The sequence below is a fragment of the Thomasclavelia sp. genome (assembly GCF_047249845.1).
GTDB lineage: Bacteria > Bacillota_I > Bacilli_A > Erysipelotrichales > Coprobacillaceae > Thomasclavelia.
The window spans coordinates 1-19,350 of the sequence record NZ_JBKTWO010000004.1 but is presented as its reverse complement, the minus strand read 5'-3'; the positions used below and the strand labels follow the sequence as shown (position 1 = coordinate 19,350).

Annotated in this window: 19 protein-coding genes; 14 read left to right on the top strand and 5 right to left on the bottom strand. The window is 27.1% G+C overall.

What is annotated here, in order from left to right; genetic code table 11:
* Nucleotide 1 precedes the first annotated feature (1 nt).
* The 4 genes from ACLR9T_RS01660 (at nucleotide 2) to ACLR9T_RS01645 (ending at nucleotide 7,252) form a co-directional block, all read left to right on the top strand.
* Nucleotides 2-3,661 (top strand): tubulin-like doman-containing protein, encoded by a 3,660-nt coding sequence (locus ACLR9T_RS01660; RefSeq protein WP_413107796.1) that lies wholly within the window; start codon nucleotides 2-4, stop codon nucleotides 3,659-3,661.
* 13 nt (nucleotides 3,662-3,674) lie between these two features.
* The gene (locus ACLR9T_RS01655; protein ID WP_413107795.1) at nucleotides 3,675-5,453 is read left to right on the top strand and encodes a hypothetical protein; all 1,779 of its coding nucleotides are present in this window, start codon (nucleotides 3,675-3,677) and stop codon (nucleotides 5,451-5,453) included.
* An 18-nt stretch (nucleotides 5,454-5,471) separates the two neighbouring features.
* Nucleotides 5,472-6,041, top strand: coding sequence for a hypothetical protein (locus ACLR9T_RS01650; RefSeq protein WP_413107794.1), 570 nt, complete (start codon nucleotides 5,472-5,474; stop codon nucleotides 6,039-6,041).
* Between the two features lie 230 nt (nucleotides 6,042-6,271).
* Entirely contained in the window at nucleotides 6,272-7,252 is a 981-nt protein-coding gene (locus ACLR9T_RS01645; RefSeq protein ID WP_413107793.1) for a diaminopimelate dehydrogenase, read from the top strand.
* Between the two features lie 94 nt (nucleotides 7,253-7,346).
* Here ACLR9T_RS01645 and ACLR9T_RS01640 read toward each other — a convergent pair whose 3' ends face one another.
* Complete coding sequence (locus ACLR9T_RS01640) at nucleotides 7,347-7,880, bottom strand: methylated-DNA--[protein]-cysteine S-methyltransferase (RefSeq protein ID WP_413107792.1); 534 nt, start codon at nucleotides 7,878-7,880, stop codon at nucleotides 7,347-7,349.
* Between the two features lie 132 nt (nucleotides 7,881-8,012).
* On the opposite strand from ACLR9T_RS01640, the gene ACLR9T_RS01635 reads away from it, so the two are divergent.
* Nucleotides 8,013-8,978 (top strand): hypothetical protein, encoded by a 966-nt coding sequence (locus ACLR9T_RS01635; protein ID WP_413107791.1) that lies wholly within the window; start codon nucleotides 8,013-8,015, stop codon nucleotides 8,976-8,978.
* Between the two features lie 39 nt (nucleotides 8,979-9,017).
* On the opposite strand, the gene ACLR9T_RS01630 is transcribed toward ACLR9T_RS01635, so the two are convergent.
* The 3 genes from ACLR9T_RS01630 to ACLR9T_RS01620 are packed head-to-tail and all read right to left on the bottom strand — an operon-like array spanning nucleotide 9,018 to nucleotide 10,773.
* Entirely contained in the window at nucleotides 9,018-9,740 is a 723-nt protein-coding gene (locus ACLR9T_RS01630) for a hypothetical protein (RefSeq protein ID WP_413107790.1), read from the bottom strand.
* Nucleotides 9,740-10,138 carry a hypothetical protein gene (locus ACLR9T_RS01625; RefSeq protein ID WP_413107789.1) on the bottom strand — a complete coding sequence of 133 codons (399 nt, stop codon included), beginning with the start codon at nucleotides 10,136-10,138 and terminating at the stop codon, nucleotides 9,740-9,742. The genes ACLR9T_RS01630 and ACLR9T_RS01625 overlap by 1 nt, the downstream gene beginning before the upstream one ends.
* Nucleotides 10,139-10,152: 14 nt before the next feature.
* On the bottom strand, nucleotides 10,153-10,773 hold the full coding sequence (locus ACLR9T_RS01620) for a TetR/AcrR family transcriptional regulator (protein WP_413107788.1): 621 nt from the start codon (nucleotides 10,771-10,773) through the stop codon (nucleotides 10,153-10,155).
* A 362-nt stretch (nucleotides 10,774-11,135) separates the two neighbouring features.
* On the opposite strand from ACLR9T_RS01620, the gene ACLR9T_RS01615 reads away from it, so the two are divergent.
* The 3 genes from ACLR9T_RS01615 (at nucleotide 11,136) to tig (ending at nucleotide 13,459) form a co-directional block, all read left to right on the top strand.
* Nucleotides 11,136-11,279 (top strand): hypothetical protein, encoded by a 144-nt coding sequence (locus ACLR9T_RS01615; protein ID WP_413107787.1) that lies wholly within the window; start codon nucleotides 11,136-11,138, stop codon nucleotides 11,277-11,279.
* 244 nt (nucleotides 11,280-11,523) lie between these two features.
* On the top strand, nucleotides 11,524-12,357 hold the full coding sequence (locus tag ACLR9T_RS01610; RefSeq protein ID WP_413107786.1) for a methyltransferase domain-containing protein: 834 nt from the start codon (nucleotides 11,524-11,526) through the stop codon (nucleotides 12,355-12,357).
* A 151-nt stretch (nucleotides 12,358-12,508) separates the two neighbouring features.
* Nucleotides 12,509-13,459, top strand: coding sequence for a trigger factor (tig, locus tag ACLR9T_RS01605; RefSeq protein ID WP_413107785.1), 951 nt, complete (start codon nucleotides 12,509-12,511; stop codon nucleotides 13,457-13,459).
* A 29-nt stretch (nucleotides 13,460-13,488) separates the two neighbouring features.
* Here the strand turns inward: tig and ACLR9T_RS01600 are convergent, their stop codons facing one another.
* On the bottom strand, nucleotides 13,489-14,124 hold the full coding sequence (locus ACLR9T_RS01600; protein WP_413107784.1) for a GNAT family N-acetyltransferase: 636 nt from the start codon (nucleotides 14,122-14,124) through the stop codon (nucleotides 13,489-13,491).
* A gap of 82 nt (nucleotides 14,125-14,206) precedes the next feature.
* Here ACLR9T_RS01600 and ACLR9T_RS01595 point away from each other — a divergent pair, with 82 nt between their 5' ends.
* The 6 genes from ACLR9T_RS01595 (at nucleotide 14,207) to ACLR9T_RS01570 (ending at nucleotide 19,322) form a co-directional block, all read left to right on the top strand.
* Nucleotides 14,207-15,013 (top strand): MerR family transcriptional regulator, encoded by an 807-nt coding sequence (locus ACLR9T_RS01595; RefSeq protein WP_413107783.1) that lies wholly within the window; start codon nucleotides 14,207-14,209, stop codon nucleotides 15,011-15,013.
* An 85-nt stretch (nucleotides 15,014-15,098) separates the two neighbouring features.
* Complete coding sequence (locus ACLR9T_RS01590; protein ID WP_413107782.1) at nucleotides 15,099-15,749, top strand: Type 1 glutamine amidotransferase-like domain-containing protein; 651 nt, start codon at nucleotides 15,099-15,101, stop codon at nucleotides 15,747-15,749.
* A gap of 23 nt (nucleotides 15,750-15,772) precedes the next feature.
* A complete protein-coding gene (locus ACLR9T_RS01585) occupies nucleotides 15,773-16,075 on the top strand; it encodes a hypothetical protein (protein ID WP_413107781.1) in 303 nt (100 codons plus the stop codon).
* Between the two features lie 591 nt (nucleotides 16,076-16,666).
* Nucleotides 16,667-17,110: a hypothetical protein gene (locus ACLR9T_RS01580; RefSeq protein ID WP_413107780.1), complete on the top strand. Its 444-nt coding sequence runs from the start codon at nucleotides 16,667-16,669 to the stop codon at nucleotides 17,108-17,110.
* A 113-nt stretch (nucleotides 17,111-17,223) separates the two neighbouring features.
* Nucleotides 17,224-18,957, top strand: a complete 1,734-nt coding sequence (locus ACLR9T_RS01575; protein ID WP_413107779.1) for an EAL domain-containing protein — start codon at nucleotides 17,224-17,226, stop codon at nucleotides 18,955-18,957.
* A gap of 221 nt (nucleotides 18,958-19,178) precedes the next feature.
* Nucleotides 19,179-19,322 carry a helix-turn-helix transcriptional regulator gene (locus tag ACLR9T_RS01570; RefSeq protein ID WP_413107778.1) on the top strand — a complete coding sequence of 48 codons (144 nt, stop codon included), beginning with the start codon at nucleotides 19,179-19,181 and terminating at the stop codon, nucleotides 19,320-19,322.
* The last annotated feature ends 28 nt before the right edge of the window (nucleotides 19,323-19,350 follow it).

The window sequence follows — 19,350 nt, the reverse complement described above, 5'->3', positions numbered from 1 at the left end:
TATGCCACTAAGTCAAAATAAAAAAGAAAAACTAAAAGATCTAGAACTCAACAAAAGTGGAGTTGCATTTGTTTCAGAAAAATCTCATGTTAAACCCACACCAACAATAATCATTGGTTTAGGGGGATTAGGTAACAAAACAGTTAATATGTTAAAAGGTAAATTTGAAAAAGAAATAGGAGATTCAGACAATGTTTTCTTTAGAGTTTTAGATACAGACGTAAATGAAACTAATAATATCTCTAAAATTAAAAGTGATGGTACTAAAAATGCTAATCCTAATGCTAATATTGATACTAATGAAATATTAGCACTATATGATCCTATTATTCATAAATTACTACACAAAGAGTCAATTCCCCAAAATATCAAAAATTGGTTACACCCAAGCTTAATTGGAAAACCCTTAAAAAACGATGGTGCTCAGCAAAAACGTCAGATAGGTAGAGCAATGTTAGTTAATGATATTGTATATAATAGTATTAGAACAAAATTTTATACAGTAATCAATGACGCTATTATTAAAGCTAATAGTTTTGGGGGAAATGTTGATGTAATAATTGTAGCTGGGGTATCTGGGGGAACTGGTTCGGGGACAATTATTGATATTTCTTATATGATCCATGATATTTTTGAAAAATTAGGTTTTGTTAAATATACACTTGCCGGCTATATCTATACACCCGATGCACAGTTTGAGGTAGAAGGAATCAAAGGAAATGAAAATATCAAGCTTAATTTACAAACAAACGGATATGCTGCTTTAAAAGAAATTGATTATTTTATGAATGTTGAAGAGACTGGTAGTAATTATAGTTTAAAATTAGGAGTAGGTGAAGTTGATTCAAACAAAAACTTATTTTCAACATGTACCTTAGTTTCTGGTTATTCGGAGTCTGGTGGAATTAATCAGTTAGATGTTACGATGGGACGTTTAACAGACCAATTAATGGATATGTTGACAGATATTTCATTTGTTGATACCTGTGGTCAGCCAGTTCAATTAGCGGAATCTATCTTAAGTAATGAGTCAGCATTATTAAATGCATGGTTTATCAACCATCCTAATAGAAAAGATTTTCATCGCTATGCATCATATAAATATCAGGTGCTTGGTTATAATGCTATCAAGATTCCTAGAGAAGAAATATTAGCATATTGTGTAAATAAAATTTATGAAAATGTACTTAAAGAATTCATGAATTTTAAAAATATTGATCAAAAAATGATGGATGGAGTATATTCGGCATCAAGCATTGATAATATTGTATCGGTAAGACAGTATGTTGTTAACCTTAATCCTGATGACCCAATCAGACGGAATATTATTATCGATGATGTTATTAGAAAGAATATGCTTAAAGATAATTTGATGTATGGGTATAACTTAGCTGTAAATCTTGCTAGTTATTATTCTCAAAAACTTACTGGTACATATCGTAATCAGTTTGAAGCAAGATTGTTTGATGAGTTAACTAAACAAGTAGATATAATATTTAATACATATGGGCCATATGTTGCATTAAAAGCAATTAAACACCAAGCAGTCGAATTAACAGTAGGAAATCCTGAAGAACCTTTTTGTGGAATTGAAGAGCAGCTTTTAAATCTAAGTAATCAGTTTAAAAAACAAGCTAAAAAAGCTAGAAATACTTTTGCAAATGGTGGACAACAAAAAATTACTGAATTAGCTAATAAAGCAATCGGACTCTTTGCTGGTAAAAACGAAATGAATGCATATAAAGAAGCATGTGCGAAACTAGCTGTAATTACAGAAATAGATGCTTATCTATATGAGTTAATTGCTGATGGATTACATAATATTTCAGTTGAGATGAATAATTTGAATAACGAATTATTTGAGGTTTATACATCTGTTTTAACAGAAATTCAAAGAATCCTTAATGAAGATGGTCAATATTTTACTAAAAGTAATATTGAAACGATTGGACATACGACTACTTATTCAGTAAATATTTTAGCCAGTGGTCAAGATAAAGCAAAACGTTTAGAAAAATATTTGGAGAACTTTATTTCACAAATTTCTGTTCAAGAATTAGCCCAAAATTTTATTAAGTCGATGCGTGATAATCGAGAAAAATGGATTGCACAAAAAAATGAAGATAATTTTGATGTTGTTGGTGAAGTTCGAGGACTAATGGATCAATGCTTGATTCATAATAATATGAAAACTGATATTATTGAAAAATTTGTGACTGTTGCCTATAACGATCAGGATATTACTGCTAAAGAACTAGATGCCATATGGTCTAATAACGATTCTGGATCACCTAAAATTGAAGCTTTAACTAGTGCTGCTAGGGAAATCTATAATGCTTTAGATTCCGGTGCAAAGACCCTAGCTCAATCAACAGGTATTTCTTTTAAAGAGTTCACTTCACAGATATATATTGGAACCTTAACTGATACACCGTTATTATCTAATATCTTGAGTACAATGATTTTAGAAAAAGGCCAGACACCAGTTAAAAGTAATGCTAAAAACAAATTTATTGTTACACAACGCTACATTAATTTACCAATGTATATTTTAAAAGGAATGAAAGATTTTGATAAGCAATATTGTTCTAATGCAACACCAGGAAGACACATGGATGAAAACATGGAAAATTGGGCTCGTTTCCCTAATCCTTATACTATTGATAGTATAGCTAAAGATATTTCTGCTAAAAATGAAGCTGCTAAGACAATTGAAAATTATTCTGATTATAAATTGCTGATGGAAGTTAAAGAGGCTGTGGATAAGGGGATTGATGAATTACATTCGATTGATCTACATGTTGATGTTACAACTAATTTAGGGGTAATGAAATTGATGGATATAGTGAAAGAACCAGATGAAACGGTATTTAAAGATGCTTTATATAAGCATATTAAAAAGAAAAAAGATATTAATTTAATAGAATTTATGGAGGCTCATGGTTATATTATCAATCCTGTTTTAGTAAATGTTGGAGATACTGACATTGATTTAAGTATTAGGGATTTAGATAAAGATATCAAAGATGAAGAAATTAGAAAAAAATATTCAGATTTACCTGTATCAGTAGCTGATATGTATAAATGGGTTCGTAAATCTATTAAGTACATGGATATAATCGAAAAAAATAATCCAAAATTCCAAAAAGTTAAAGATATGATCATTGAAATAAAAAGAGAAGTAGATAAGAAACAAAGATTTATTAATAATGTAGAAACTTTTGCTTTTTGTTTACGCGCAGGTCTAGTAAAACCTAAAAATCCAGATCAAAATAATATTTGGAATTATATGAGTGGTAAAGAACCAGTAACCATTAATTTAACTACTGCTAAATCTTTTGATAGAAAATATTATTTATATAATGTATTTAAAAAATTTGTTAAGATGGATACTAGTCGGATTGAATCAATCAAAGATCAAGCGATTAAGCTGATTGAAAGTGATAATCAAGTAGATTATAAAAGTTACATTGATCATATTAATATGATTTTAAGTGATGAATATTTAGGAGACCCATTTAATTGGGAAGAAATTAATGATGAGGCATATTCTGTTGGTGTAGCAGATAACTATCAAATTTCTGATATTAATTATGAAGAACCTGATCCTGCAAATGATCTACAAAGGTTTTATAAATTATTATTAACCAGCATGATTTAAAGGGAGCATTATAATGGATGAAATGGAAAATAAAGAAAATATAAAAAAGGAAATAAATCTTTTTTGTAACAAAATATCTAATTCAAAATATACTGGTTATATAAATGTACCTGTTGTAATTATAATTTATTTAGGTCAGGAAACTTATGATAGGGTAAATGTATCTTTAAAAGATGCATTTACTACTTCTTTTAGTATGATGCCAAGTTTATATGAATTACAAGTTGATTCTACAATTACTAGAAATAAGTTTGTTGAAATGATTAAAGATATAATTATTGAAGTATCAAGTAAAGGCAAAAGTTATCATGATATTAAAACTGTATTTATTTCAATGATGGATGATTCTTTTTATAATTGTGAAAGTTTAAAACTTATCGAGGAATTGAAAAGCGCTTTTGAAGAATTAGAGTCTCTGGACTTGGATTTGACGAAAAAAGCTTTTTATGGTCTGTTTGATCAAAATAAGATGAAGGAAAACTATGGGGCTGCATTTACATTTGTTGAAAAAGGAAAAAAATTATGGGAAAATATCTTTCATATTGAAATTCCTTTTGTTGATCGAATAATCACAAAACAAACTCAATTAATTGCTTTAAATTTGATTAGAGATGATTATACTATGATTCAAGATTCTTCTACTGGTTATAAGTGGACATCGCTATATTTGCATTATTTAAAGATTTCAGAATTTATTACTTGTCGTTTATTACGTGAAATATATGGTAGACAGATTGATGACAAACAGATTGACATTGATAATTGGGATAAAAGTGTTAATTATGTTTTAGATGACTTGTTTAATAATATTTTAAAAATTGATATTAACGATAGTTATCAATATGTACCTTTAAAATATCAAGAGCCGATACTTACTAAAACAAAAAAAGGATTTAATATTTTAAAAAGAAAAAATCATGATATTCAGCCAATCTACAATAATGTGTTGAAAGATGAAGACGTGATCAAAAATCTAGTTTCTCAATTATATGATAATATTTATATTGATGATGAAAATTATCGTAGGATTATTGTACAAATTATTAGTGCTTCAACAGCAATTGATCCTAATCCTTCTATGATGGGGGAAAAAATTATTAATGTATTAACTAAAAGAATTGAAAATGTTGATAATCAATTATTTCAATTAAATGAAAAAAGTTATTTTGATTCTAATATTAAAGACGTTAATAAATATCTAAATGATGAATATTTTTTTCATCAGAAAATTACTATCTTAAATAAAGAAAAAGAAATCATTAGAAATATTATTAGAAATATTTCTAATGATACTATTCTAAAACAAATTACAAATGATATAGTAACTAGAAATCGTAATTATGCTAACATTTTAGATGAATTAACACTTAGTGAATATGGTGGTACGCTAGAATCTCTTTATGTGCATAATTTACCGACATTTAAAGTTAATCAATCTGTAGAAGAAGTTTTAATGAAAATAGATATAAACTTCGTAAATAATATTATTAATAATAACCAATCACTAACTAATCGATTAGAATTATTTTTAAATCATACAGTTTTAAATGAAGTCCCATATAAACATAATTTAGGAATGATCAATAAAAATTTTTCAAATATTCAGCCAATTATTTCTTATTTATTACTAACACCTAGCTTAAATAATAATCAAGATATTAATGAATTAACACTCAATTATGAAAATCTTTTGAAAGTTTATAATGATATCTATAGAGATAATTCTTTCTTTATTATCTCTACAAGAAGTTATGATTCAGATCAATATATTATTAATTATAGAAGGGAATAAATAAAGGAGAATTGGGAAATGATAAAATCAATAAACGTAGAAAGTAAACATGATGATGTTAGAGTTGCAAATGCTGTTAAAATTGATTACGATGAAGAGTATGATTATTTATTAGAATTTATTCCAAACAACGGAAATAATAATGTTGTGGGAAAAACAATTCTAAGACATCAAAAAAATAGTCAATTATTGATTTCATATGATTTTAAACTGAAAAGGGGATTATATGATGTAATTGTTACAGTAGTTGAATCTACTAATGGTACAGAAATTAAATTAGTGGATGGAACTAGCGTAAAATATAAGGAACCTGTGATGGTTGGTGGAAAATATAAGTTACATGCTAAAATCTTACCAGCTATATGTTATGGATGCCCAGGTATTAGAGTTCAAATAATTAGTGATGAAATTCAATTGGATTCAGAGACTGTGTATTATACGATTTTAAAAGACGATTTAAAAAGTATTCGTTATTATATTCCATTTAATGATACTAAAGAAATTGACTTTTTTATAAAAGGAATTACAATAGAAGATTTCTCGTTAAATATAACTAATCCTAGTTTTGAAATTATACAAAGTCGTTAATAGATAACTATATACCAATATCGTAGTATAAAACTAGATATTGGTTTTTTATTTACAGATACTTTTTTATCTTGTATTAATATTATAATACTTATTTTAAATATGATTTTTAGATACTAAATATAAAATTTTGTAATAATAAAAAAATATATAGATGTAATAAAATTTTCATATTCGTGTTTTTTCTAATAAAAAGTGGTAAAATAGACAAAAATAAAAGGAGTGATAAAATGATTAAAATTGGAATTGTAGGTTATGGTAATCTAGGACGTGGGGTTGAGTGTGCAGTGTTACATAGTCGAGATATGGAATTAGCAGGGGTTTTTACAAGAAGAGATCCAGATACAGTAAAGACTCATAGCGATGTTCCAGTTTATAACATGGAAAAGGTTTATGAAATGAAAAATGAAATTGATGTTCTTGTTTTGTGTGGTGGAAGTGCTAATGATTTACCTAAACAAACAGTAGAATTGGCAGAACATTTTAATGTAGTTGATAGTTTCGATACTCATGCAAAAATTCCTGAACATTTTTCAAATGTTGATCAAGCAAGTAAAAAAAATAAGCATATTAGTATTATCTCAGTTGGTTGGGATCCAGGATTATTTTCATTAAACCGTTTATATGGACAAGCTATTTTGCCCCAAGGACAAGATTACACTTTTTGGGGAAAGGGTGTAAGTCAAGGGCATTCAGATGCAATCAGAAGAATTGAAGGGGTTAAGGATGCTAGACAGTATACAATTCCTGTAGAAGCTGCTCTTCAAAGTGTTCGTAATGGGGAAAATCCAATCTTATCAACACGTCAAAAGCATACCCGAGAATGTTTTGTTGTTGCTGAGGAAGGTGCTGATTTAAAGAGAATTGAAGAAGAAATTAAAACTATGCCTAATTACTTTGCTGATTATGATACTACTGTTCATTTCATTAGTGAAGAAGAACTATTACATAATCATCAAGGAATTCCTCATGGGGGAGTAGTATTAAGAAGTGGCACTACTGGTTTTAAACAAGAAAATAAAAATGTGATTGAGTATAAACTGACTTTAGATTCAAATCCTGAATTCACTTCAAGTGTGTTAGTAGCATATGCTCGAGCAGCTTATCGAATGCACCAAGAAGGACAATATGGTTGTAAAACAGTTTTTGATATTGCACCAGCTTATCTGCATGTTGAATCTGGGGAAGAATTACGTAAAAAATTATTATAAAATAAAACACATAAAAACCTGCGAGGTGTAGGTTTTTATGTGTTTTATTTAGTTATATTTTATATGATAGAGGATAGATGAACTTTTTTATATATTAAAGTGCAGTTCCTTTTTTGGGGATAATAAGTTTATTTGTATCAATACCTTCTAGTTTCAGTAAAGCTATTTTTTTATCAATGCCGCCAGCATAACCTGTTAGGCTGCCGTTACTCCCTAATAAACGATGGCAGGGAATAATAATAGAAATAGGATTGTGTCCAACTGCTCCACCAACAGCTTGAGCTGACATATTTACTAACTCTTTTTTTGCAGCCATATTTTTAGCAATATCACCATATGTTAATGTAGTACCATATGGTATCTCCAGAAGCATTTGCCAAATTTCAGTACGAAAAGTGGTACCCTCTAATTTTATTTGTGGTATAAAATCAGGGACTTTGCCATCAAAATAGGTATCTAACCACAAAATTGTTTCTTTAAAAACAGGTAATATTTTATATTCATGTTTAGATGATAAATTGTTCGCAAAATATTTTTGTCCATTAAACCATAAGCCAATCAATGATGTTCCATCACTTGCCATTGTGATATCACCAATAGGTGATTTATATTCATAAATATAATGCATCTTTATTACCTCCAATAGTTTATACATATACTATTATAACGTATTTAAGGAGAATGGTATATTAATTTATTTTTATTGTTTATAAAAGTTAGTTTCGTTATAATAGTAAATATTAGAAAGGAAGAACATAAAATGAAAATTATTAAAATTATATTAGGAACGATTTTAGTACTAATGATAACAGGGTGTCAAAAAGAAAATAATAATCAAGACTTTTGGGTAGCAACAATTAATGTATTAGAAGATAAATTAGAAAACAACAACTATAGTGACGATACCTGGCAAATTAATGTTGAAGATAAAACACTTACAAAAGATAAAAATCATCGTGGATTAACAATTCGTAAGACTATTAAAAACGATAATTTATTTAATACAACAATGCTTTCTTTTCAAAATCATAATAATAACAAAACTATTTCATATCATTATATAAAAAATCAAAATGATAAAGAACAAAAATTAATAATTGAATCTATAAATAAAGAATATAAGAAATACGAAATAAAGTATCAAAATAATAATAAGACAGAAGCTATTGGAAAATTAAACATAGGCACAGATAATAAGATAACATATGATAATATTCCATTATTAAAAGAAGCAATGAAAGCTTATCTTTCATTAATAGAAGATTTTCAAAAAGATTTTAAAATAGATTATCATGATTATGATTTTGTAAATTTACCAGAACTAGCTAAAGATATTAAAATTCCTGATTTGGAAAATATAGATGATAAGACTGCAACAACTATTAATTATTATTCAGATGTATATTTTAATGCTAAGGGTTTCTCTCTTGTAACATTTTTGGAAATAGAAAAAGATTTTTTAACGGCACAGTTTGGAATCTATAATATTGAAAGGAAAGGATATGAATCTAATGATACAGTTACTTTAGAAAAAAGAAGTATTGATAATTGTTATAACCTCATTCAAAAGAATGATCCTGATATTAATTATGCAGTATATCTTGATAATGAAATTGCATATATCTATCAACAATCTAAATCTGATCAGGAAATTCAAAATGATATATCAAATAATGGTGCACTTCAAGCTGTTAGTATTTTAAAAACTACTAATAAAAGTTACTAATAAGATATAATAATAAGAATTTATTGAAGAGATATTTTGTTAAAAAATGTTATCTTTATTTTTAAACTCTGGTTTTAAATTTGTATGAAATAATTTCTTTTTATGTTTTCGACAACCATCTAAATCACAATTTTCACATGTGATATGTTTGTTACTAATCTTATAGAAATGTTCAGGATATTTATAATGCATATATTCCCATTTGATCATTGATGCTAAGCCTAAGCAAAATAGCAGGATAGTACAAAAATTAGGAATAAAGATGAGAAAACTGTATTGAAAAAATGAATCCCAATTATAAATTCGACATTCTAGACAACAGTCTGGTCTAATAAAAATAGAATTAAATGGACACCATCCAAAGATGGCAAAAAATACTGAAAAATTAGATAAGGTAAAGAAAAAGAAAATCCAAATTTGATCAATTTTTCCAGTTAAATATAATAATCCAGGAACTAATAAAAATATTATCCAGAATATAAGGGCATATAATGCTCTTTTATTATATTTTCTTTTTATATTTAAAAATAATGCTCTATCGAGTTGGTTATCAGGATCATAGTTTTTTGAAAACTGACGTCCTTTATATAATGTTGAATTACAGATTGATATCATATCTTTAATTGGAAAAACAGAAAAATATATTGTTGTAAGTATATATACCCAATTAGGAAAGGAAAATGGTAAGTCGGGATTAAGAATAAGACAATAGATAGAAAAAATTAATAGTGAACCACTAGTAAACACTCTAATTCGATTCATTATGTTATTTTTTGTTTGACAAGCTTTGCAGTATTTTTTATTTCTTCGATATCTATTGTTGGTTCAATGAATCCTTTTTTTAAATCATTAATTTTGTTTAATAATTCAAACATCTTTCGATACAAATAATTCATTTTACTATAATCCATTTCTCTACCAACTGTTGTTACATAAAGGACATGGTTTAGTAATTTATAATCAAATATTGTAGTAAAAAAGCCTTTGGTATCTTTAGGGGGATAATGTGATGCAAAAAGAATAACTTTTATTTGCAATAAAGAATGCATGATTTTTCTATAAAAGCGGGTAATATCTTTTCCTATTTTCCCCATATCTAAGAGTTCAGCACATTTTTTTGTACAACCATATTTAGATGAATAAATAATTAGTGTTTTCATATCATAACTCCCATCTAGTTAAAATTAGTGTATAATCGATTAAATTGCTGAATGTGTTTCTCTAATGTTTCAAGGGCTTCCTTTTCACGTTCTGGACAAGCGTCACATAATGAGATGAGAAAATAAATTGGCCCATAAAAATGTAAAGCAGTAATTGCTGAATCTTCATTTATCAAGATATTTTGTCGACTCAACATTTCAAAGATAAACTGTTGATATGACAAAGAATCATCAAAATATTGTTTAATATACTCACTAGCAAGTTCTTTGTTTTTAAACTGTTCAATAGTAAGCATTTTTCTAAATTTACTTTGAAACTCATCATGTAGAAAATATATAAACATATTTTTTCCAAGACTTATTAACTCAATTTCACTAATATTAATAAAACGTTCTTTATCTTGTTCAGGTAAAATACCATTCATTTCTAGTCCCTTAGCAAACTCTAAATATCTGTCTTGCATATTTACAATAATAGCATTAAAAATATCTTTTTTGCTTTTATAATGTTTATAAAGTGAGGGAGCTTTAATTCCTACTGCTAAAGCAATCTGATTAACACTAACTGATTCATAACCATTCTCTGAAAAAAGTGTTAATGCTGCTATAAGTATTTTTTCTTTTGTTGATTTCATTATCTTCTCTCCTTGGCTAATAAACGTTAGCTTATATAATTATTATAGGCTAATGATCGTTAGCAGTCAATTGTTGAATAATAAAATGAGTATGCATAACTAGAAGTAGTAAATTTCTTAATTTATTAGTAAAAAATATATTATTATGAAATTGGACAAGGAAAACCAATTGTATATTACATGGAAATACTGCTTCATCAAAGATGTTTGAGTTTTTTGCTGCCAATGTATCAACAAGATTTTAAAGTCATTTTAAATCATAGTATTTTAAAAATATCAAGAATCTAGAGCTACCAATATTGCTTATTGGTAGTAAAGCAGATAAAATGTGTTGAAAATATTTTGTAAAAGAATATCAAACAATGATAAAAATAATAAATGCTGCCAGGATGGATGTGTTTGATAATGATGATCATCCATTGATTTGTACAAATACTAAAGAAATATTCTTACTAATCAAAAAAACATCTATGATTGAAGTATATAAGATTTTAAGTTATAATTAAATTACGATAACTATTAAAAGAGTTGATTTTGTCTGGTGCACTTATTGTTGCATGATCAGTAACGTAAGTGAATGGTGGAAAACTTAAATAATCAAAAGAGCATAGATAGCTTTTTTAAAGAGGTTTTTATTATTGTGCCAAGATGATTATTTATAGATTGCCACATATATGTACAATATAACTGTGGAGTACCCCACAGTTTTTTAGTTATTGTGATTAATAGAATAGGAAGGACAGGATTACTATGAAAAAGTTATTAAGAATTTTAAATAAAAAACCTGATTTATATGAACAAACTAATAGTATTTGGACCGATAATTATATATCTAAAGGTATGCTTGAAGCACATTTAAATGAGAGTTTGGATTCAGCAACGCGTAAGATTGATTTTATTAAAAAATCAGTTGACTGGATTTGTTCTATACTGCCACCAAATAAATATCAAAAGTTATTAGATTTAGGATGTGGTCCAGGTGTTTATGCTGAATTATTTTATAAAAAAGGATATTGTGTTACAGGAATGGATATATCCAAAAGATCTCTAGACTATGCAAAAAGTGTAGCTTTAAATAATAATATGCAAATTGAATATATATTAGGAAACTATAATCAAATTGATTTTAATAATCACTATGATCTAATAACATTAATTTATTGCGATTTTGGAGTGTTGCCAACAGAAACAAGAAAAAAATTATTAAAAAGAATATTTGTAATATTAAATGAAGGAGGAGGATTACTTTTTGATGTATATACTCCATTAAAATATCAAGGAATGAAAGAAACAAAAGAATTTGAAATTGCTGATAATGGATTTTGGCATGAAAATTTATGTCTATCATTAAATTCATTTTATCGATACGATGAAGATAATACCTTCTTAAACCAATATACGATTGTTACAGAAGATGGAGAAATTACTAATTATAATGTTTGGGAACATACTTTTACAATCGAGGAATTAGAAGAAGATTTAAAACAAGCAGGGTTTACAAATATAAAATTTTACGGAGATATATCTGGATTAGAATATAATAAGTCTAGTCAAACAATATGTGTTTTAGCTAAAAAGGTATAGACTTTTATAGTTGATGATTTTATTTTTATTGTTAAAATACTTTTAATAGAAATAAATGGATAATTATTATAAGATATATAGGATTAGAAATTGCCTAAACAATAATAATTATGTTACAATTAGTAGACCTCATATAGAAAGGAAATAAATCATGAGTAAAATTAATAAATTAGGACAATACAAAGGTGTCGAAGTAAAAGTAAGCAAAAAAGCAGTAACACAAGAAGAAATTGATAATCAAATAAAAGCTTTCCTAGCTCAAAACACAATTCTTGAAGAAAAAGAAGGAGAAGTTAGTCACGGTGATGTTACAACTATTGATTTTGAAGGATTTAAAGATGGTGTAGCATTTGATGGTGGTAAAGCCGAAGGTCATCAGTTAGAAATTGGCTCAGGACAATTTATACCAGGTTTCGAAGACCAAATGATTGGAATGAAAAAAGGCGAAACACGTGAATTAAATCTTACTTTCCCTGAAAACTATGGTGCTCCAGATTTAGCCGGAGCTGATGTGGTTTTTAAGGTAACTGTTCATAAGATTGAAACAAAAAAAGAAGCGGAATTAAATGATGAATTTGTTGTATCATTAAATGTACCTGAAATGAAAACTGTGGCTGATTTACACGAAAATATGAAGGCTAATATTCAAGCTCAACATGACCGTGCATATCAAGCTCAAACTGAAACAGCTATCTTTGATAAAATTCTAGCAGATAGTGATGTTGAAATTGATGATAGTGAATTACAAAAAGCTTTAGAAAAACATATTCAACATATTAGTATGCAATTAGCTCAACAAGGAATGCAATTAGAACAATATCTTCAAATGATGGGAGTGGATGAAGCTGCTTTTCATCAACAAATTGAACCATCAGCTAAACAACAGGCTATTTTTGAAGCGATTATTGATGAAATCATAAATGTAGAAAATATTGAAACAAGTGATGAAGAAGTTGATCAACAAGTAGAATCAATTGCATCATATAATAAAGTTTCTAAAGAGGAAGTATTACAACAAATAAAACCAGAAAGCTTAAGACATGATTTTAATCGAGTTAAAGCTAGTCGTATAATTGTAGAAAGTGCAATTATAACTGAATAAAAAATAAACCGACAAAATTTTTTGTCGGTTTATTGTTGTTTAATATTGTATGAATAGTCATATATAAAAAACTTCATTTTTGCAAGTTGATTATTGATATTAAAATTATACTCTTTTTCACAACGACGTATCATTCCTTGATGTTCATAAAAACCATAATTGCAACTTGTATCAGTAAATAAATAAAAATTATCCATCTTCTGAGTTTTCATATATTCAATAGTAGATAGAAATAATTTTTTACCAATACCCAACCCTCTACATGAACTGCTAACTACAAATAATGATAGTTCTGCTGAATATGGTATATTACAAGTTTTTAAAAGTTGTTTATCTATTTTACTGGCATTTTCAAAAATTTTTAATACTTTTCTTCCTTCTTTTAAAAGATATAATGATAAAATGGCAGAAAATTGTTTTATTCGGTGTTTTAAAGGGCATTTGTGTTGTTTCATATTTTTTGCTAAAATAATTCCCACTACTTTTCCCTTTAAAACCGCAACTTGTGAAAAAGTATAGTTTGTTAAACAACTGCTTAAAAATACTTGAGCTAATTTTGCAGCAGTTTTATAACTGCTAAATTCATCATAGTGCCATGTTTCCCTAATAATTTTCTCCAATTCATTAAAATCTTGATCTTGATATTCCCTTAATTTTAATTGCATATCTTATTCTCCTTGTTTTTTGTTTGAATAACTTATACAATAAAGTATACAGTAACTGTAAAGTCAATAAGGAGATCAAGAAATGAAAAAAAATTCAGTTCTTTTAACAACTGCACAGTTTGCTAAAATGCACAAAGTTAATAAACGAACATTACACTATTATGATGATATTGGTCTTTTTTCTCCATGTACAAAAGGAGAGAACGGTTATAGATATTATGAGATTTCACAAAGTATAGATTTTGAATATATTAGGATGTTAAAAGATTTGCATATGAGTATAGAAGAGATTAAATTATATTTAAGAAAACCTAGTCCGGATAAGTTTATAAAGATTGCAGAAACTAAAGAAAAGGAAATTGAAATTCAAATTAGGAAACTGAAGCATATTAAAAAGATTTTACAGACGAAGAAAAAGCAAGTGAATTTTTGTAATAGTTTACAGGAACAGGAAATAAAAGTAGTTGATTGTAAAGAAGAAAAAATCTCTATCATTCCTTATAGTTTTGTAGAAGATAATGTATCAAGTCTATTTGATTATATAAAAAATATATGGAGTTTAGAACAAATTCAAATGGGAGTAGGGGGGATGATTTCACTTGAAAAAGTTATGAATAAAGATTTCGAATTATATGATGGAGTTTATACGCCGGCTTTAAATTGTTTATCATATGAAAAGGTTTATATAAAGCCAGAAGGAACATATTTATGTGGTTATCAAAAAGGAACATGGGATAAGATACCAGCTATGTACGAAAAAATGATAGCTTTTGCTAAAAATAATGATTTAAAATTAGTAGGATATGCATATGAGTTGGGGTTAAATGAGTTTGTAATTTCAAGTCAAGAAGACTATATTACACAGATTATGATCAAGATTGATAAGTAGTTTTTGATTATTTTTTAATTTTGTATATTATTTATAAAATAAATTTATTTTTAGTTATTAAAATTATATAAAGAGGAGATAAATGATGAATATTTTATTAAGTTCATATGATTTTCATGAAAAATGGGCTCAAGATGTAATGAAACCTCTACTTCAAGAAAATATGAAAGTGGTAGTAATTCCATTTTCCTTTGATAGAAAAGAAGTTAAAACACTTGTTGAGTATGATTTACATTATGGTAAATTCGGGAAACATATTCCCTATATTTTAAGACCTTTTCATTTTTATGGAATAAAAGATATTGAGTTTGTAGATTACTTTAGAGATGATTTAGAAACTGCATATAGAAAGGTGTTATCTGCAGATGTCATATTTTTAACCGGAGGTCTACCTGATCAATATCTTGATAGATTGCAGGAATTTAATCTGGATATTATAATTAAGCAAAGTGATGCTTTGATTATAGGTGCTAGTGCTGGAGCGATGATTCAAATAGATCATTATCATATAACACCAGATGATGATTACTCTTTCTATCAATATCAAAAAGGGTTAGGTTTAGTTAGTGGTTTTGAGATTGAAGTTCATTATTGTCATAGTCAAATTCAAGATCAGGGTATCAAAAGAGTAATTAAAGAAAAAGGACTTCCAACATATACAATTGCTAATGATGGTGGTTTGTTTGTTGAGGGGAAAATAATTAAACCATTTGGCAATGCCCGTTTGGTAAAATAAAAAATATAGAGGGCAGGAATGTTATGTTAGCGAGATTACATGTTATCGTTTCAAGTGAAAAAGATGAAGATATTGAAACAGTTAAACAGCGGTTATTACAAATTGATTCGGAATTTTCAATTTCACCAGCACGTGAGTATCAAGGTTTAAAAGGACATAGTGAGTTTTATTGTACATTTAAGATTCATGAAAATAAAATTCAATCATTATTAGATAAATTGAATAATGATTGGGAAGGTGAAAGAGAAGAATGTGATTGTTATGGTTTTAATACTAAAATGTTTCATGAATTAGTTTATTATCTAGAATTTATTTTATTTGATTAGTTGATAAAGATTAAAATAATCTTGTGCTAATTATTTGAAACTGAAATTAATAATTTTATATATATGTACTATAACTATAGTAGTATATATTATTGATAGATTAATATGAATTTTTTTCCATTTTAAAGAATCGTTATTTAGATAAAAAGCTGAAAAAATAAAATTATTAGAACTAATAAACTTAATTTTCCAGTTATTATAGCAGATCTATTATCAGCTAATAAACCATGAACAAATGAAAATATAAGTAATATTATTGCATATATTTTATGGTATCTTAATAATTTTTGATAAATACCATCATTTTTTAATGGCATCAGCAAACATAAAATAATCAATAATATGGATAAAATTATAATAAGCTGTTCTATAAATAGTATTTTCATAAACCTTCATTTAGTATTTTGAAATTATTTTTTGAAGAATAATAACTGTTATAATAAAGTCAGTATATTTAATTGATATAGTATATAAATAAGATAACAGTTATATCATATATTATTACAAAAAATAAAAGCTATTTATTATATTGTTGGGATATAATTCATATGATATAATCTTAGTAAATTAAATTTACTAAGAGGTTTTGAAATGTTTTTAAAAAAGAAATTGACTAAGTTTTCACAAACAAATAAATTAATGCATGTTAAGATTCCTTTTAAGTTAAAAGTCTTGCTTATTATATTATCTTTATTAGTGTTTTTTGCTTCAGGTACAGTGATATGGAAAATATTGCTTCTTGAAGAAGAAATCAATGAAAGTACATTAAGCTATGTGTCAGATGTTTCTGTTCAATTAGCAAAAGATATAGATAATCGCCTAGCCAAAGATATAAGGGATTTAAAAGTGATTTGTGACAGTATTATTGAATCAAAAGAGAGCAATTATAACGAGTTAAAAGATTTATTAGAGAGAAAATCAAAATTATTTGATTTTTCATCCATTATTATTGCAGATACTAAAAATAGGGTATTTGAAACTCGAACATTATCTCAAGATATATATATAGTTTATCAGGGATTCAGGCATCATTAAATGGTCATAATAGTGTTACTTTTTTAGATGAACAAAGTATCTTGTATTCTATACCGATTTTTTATCAAGAAAAGGTTATAGGTGTTTTAGGTGGAATACGTGATAAAAAGAATATGCAGGCGTTAATACAATCCGAAAACTTTTTTGAACAGGGATTATCGTGTATTGTTGATAAAGAAGGTAAAGTTATTATTTCACCAACTGAGTTAGAACCTTTTATGCAATTAGATAAAATTTTTCAGGACAATCCTAGTAGTAAGACAACTCAGGATATTTTTGAAATGAAAAAAAATATGAAATCTCTACAATCAGGTAGATTTCATTTTACTGCTGTTGATGGAACAGATTTAGTTATATCATACAATCCACTGAATAGTTATGATTGGGTTTTGCTTACCTTAATTCCTAGTGATATTATAACCTCTCAGATTAATAGCTATATGAGTCAAACTTTTATTGTTATTATTGGGATTGTTATTTTATTGATTAGCATTCTTTTGATATTGTTTATGAGTCAAAAATCACATTATAAACAAATGGAAAAAGTAGTTTTTATTGATAATATAACTGGTGGCATGAATAATATTGCTTTTCGCTTAAAGTGCGAATCATTAATTCCTAATTCACCCCCAAATACTTATTCGGTAATATTATTTGATGTTAAAAAGTTCAAACTTATCAATGAGCAATTTGGTAGTGAACAAGGGAATAATGTTTTATGTAAAATTATGCATATTTTGCAAGTGTGCTGTAAAGAAAAAGGTTTTGTTGCGCGTGCTGATGCGGATAATTTTTTCGTTTGTTTAAATGAAAGTAAGCCAGATGTAATTTTACATGTAATTGATAAGGTTTTAAAAAAAGTTGATGAAGAAGTTGTATTGTTTAATCAAAACCGGACTATACCTATTCATTTTGTCTTACAATCAGGGGTTTATATTGTTGATGATCCCTCTCTTGATATAACAATTATTCAAGATCGTGCTAAATTAGCTTGCCAAAATCGAAGCCCATTAGAAGATCGTATATGTAAGTTCTATGATATTTCAATTATGAAAGAATGGGAAAAAGAATTAGAATTAAATGGTTTGTTTGAAAATTCGTTACAAAATCATGATTTTCACCTTTATCTCCAACCTAAGGTTTATACCAGAGATAATAAAGTTGGAGCTGCTGAGGCACTGGTTCGATGGCATCACCCTCATAAAGGAATGATTTTTCCATCTGATTTTATTCCTGTATTTGAAGAAAATGGAAATATATGTAAACTTGATGTTTATGTTTTTGAAGAGATTTGTAAAGTTATTTCTTGTTGGAAGAAATCTGGAAAAGAGATATTACCAATTTCAGTTAATTTATCTCGACAACACTTTCAACGACCAAATTGTTTGAAGGTATTTGCAGACATTGCTAAAAGATACCAAATTCCTGAAAAAACAATTGAATTAGAATTAACAGAATCTATTTTCTTTGATGATCAAGGAATAGAAAATGTAAAAGATTATATCAAAGAGATGCATCACTTAGGATTTTTATGTTCTTTAGATGATTTTGGTGCTGGATATTCGTCTTTAGGCTTACTAATGGAATTTGATGTAGATGCTATTAAACTTGACCGGAAATTTTTTAAAGATATTAACAATCCAAAAGTTAAAGATGTAATTACTTCCACAGTAGAACTTTCGCATAAAATTGATATATCTGTAGTTGCTGAAGGGATTGAAACCTTTGAACAATTAGAATTTATTAAAGAAGTTCACTGTGATATGATACAAGGTTATTTTTACTCAAAACCCTTACCAATCGAGGAGTTTGAATCATGGATCGAAAAATATAATCAAAAGGATTAACTATTAATGTTAAGGAAGTTGCAATTATGACACAAATTAAATAATATTTATTGCTGATGTTAACTGTTTTTATAGTTTATTTATCTAATAAAATTCGTTTTTGGTGACAGGGTACATAAATACAAAGATTTAAAATTTAACTATAGGTAAAATATATTAATGAAAAGTTAACTATCGTGCAATTGTTTCTATAAATATCTGTGATATGATATTTACAGGTGATGAAAGTGAAAATAAATGAAATAATAAAAGAAAAAAGAAACGCACTAGGCTATACTCAAGAACAGGTAGCTAATTATTTAAATGTTTCTATTCCTGCAGTAAGTAAATGGGAAAACGGAGTTTCCCAAACAAAAGGATATTAAGGAATAGCCTGTGTTTACCTGCTTGCGA

What these genes read in the sequence shown, in the direction of transcription:
- ACLR9T_RS01620 (WP_413107788.1), bottom strand. Translation starts at nt 10,773, where the DNA reads ATGAAATCAACAAAAGAAAAAATACTTATAGCAGCATTAACACTTTTT.
- ACLR9T_RS01660 (WP_413107796.1), top strand. Translation starts at nt 2, where the DNA reads ATGCCACTAAGTCAAAATAAAAAAGAAAAACTAAAAGATCTAGAACTC.
- ACLR9T_RS01610 (WP_413107786.1), top strand. Translation starts at nt 11,524, where the DNA reads ATGAAAAAGTTATTAAGAATTTTAAATAAAAAACCTGATTTATATGAA.
- ACLR9T_RS01640 (WP_413107792.1), bottom strand. Translation starts at nt 7,880, where the DNA reads ATGCATTATATTTATGAATATAAATCACCTATTGGTGATATCACAATG.
- ACLR9T_RS01655 (WP_413107795.1), top strand. Translation starts at nt 3,675, where the DNA reads ATGGATGAAATGGAAAATAAAGAAAATATAAAAAAGGAAATAAATCTT.
- ACLR9T_RS01635 (WP_413107791.1), top strand. Translation starts at nt 8,013, where the DNA reads ATGAAAATTATTAAAATTATATTAGGAACGATTTTAGTACTAATGATA.
- ACLR9T_RS01645 (WP_413107793.1), top strand. Translation starts at nt 6,272, where the DNA reads ATGATTAAAATTGGAATTGTAGGTTATGGTAATCTAGGACGTGGGGTT.
- ACLR9T_RS01650 (WP_413107794.1), top strand. Translation starts at nt 5,472, where the DNA reads ATGATAAAATCAATAAACGTAGAAAGTAAACATGATGATGTTAGAGTT.
- ACLR9T_RS01570 (WP_413107778.1), top strand. Translation starts at nt 19,179, where the DNA reads ATGAAAGTGAAAATAAATGAAATAATAAAAGAAAAAAGAAACGCACTA.
- ACLR9T_RS01630 (WP_413107790.1), bottom strand. Translation starts at nt 9,740, where the DNA reads ATGAATCGAATTAGAGTGTTTACTAGTGGTTCACTATTAATTTTTTCT.
- ACLR9T_RS01575 (WP_413107779.1), top strand. Translation starts at nt 17,224, where the DNA reads ATGCAGGCGTTAATACAATCCGAAAACTTTTTTGAACAGGGATTATCG.
- ACLR9T_RS01585 (WP_413107781.1), top strand. Translation starts at nt 15,773, where the DNA reads ATGTTAGCGAGATTACATGTTATCGTTTCAAGTGAAAAAGATGAAGAT.
- ACLR9T_RS01600 (WP_413107784.1), bottom strand. Translation starts at nt 14,124, where the DNA reads ATGCAATTAAAATTAAGGGAATATCAAGATCAAGATTTTAATGAATTG.
- ACLR9T_RS01580 (WP_413107780.1), top strand. Translation starts at nt 16,667, where the DNA reads ATGTTTTTAAAAAAGAAATTGACTAAGTTTTCACAAACAAATAAATTA.
- tig (WP_413107785.1), top strand. Translation starts at nt 12,509, where the DNA reads ATGAGTAAAATTAATAAATTAGGACAATACAAAGGTGTCGAAGTAAAA.
- ACLR9T_RS01625 (WP_413107789.1), bottom strand. Translation starts at nt 10,138, where the DNA reads ATGAAAACACTAATTATTTATTCATCTAAATATGGTTGTACAAAAAAA.
- ACLR9T_RS01615 (WP_413107787.1), top strand. Translation starts at nt 11,136, where the DNA reads ATGATAAAAATAATAAATGCTGCCAGGATGGATGTGTTTGATAATGAT.
- ACLR9T_RS01590 (WP_413107782.1), top strand. Translation starts at nt 15,099, where the DNA reads ATGAATATTTTATTAAGTTCATATGATTTTCATGAAAAATGGGCTCAA.
- ACLR9T_RS01595 (WP_413107783.1), top strand. Translation starts at nt 14,207, where the DNA reads ATGAAAAAAAATTCAGTTCTTTTAACAACTGCACAGTTTGCTAAAATG.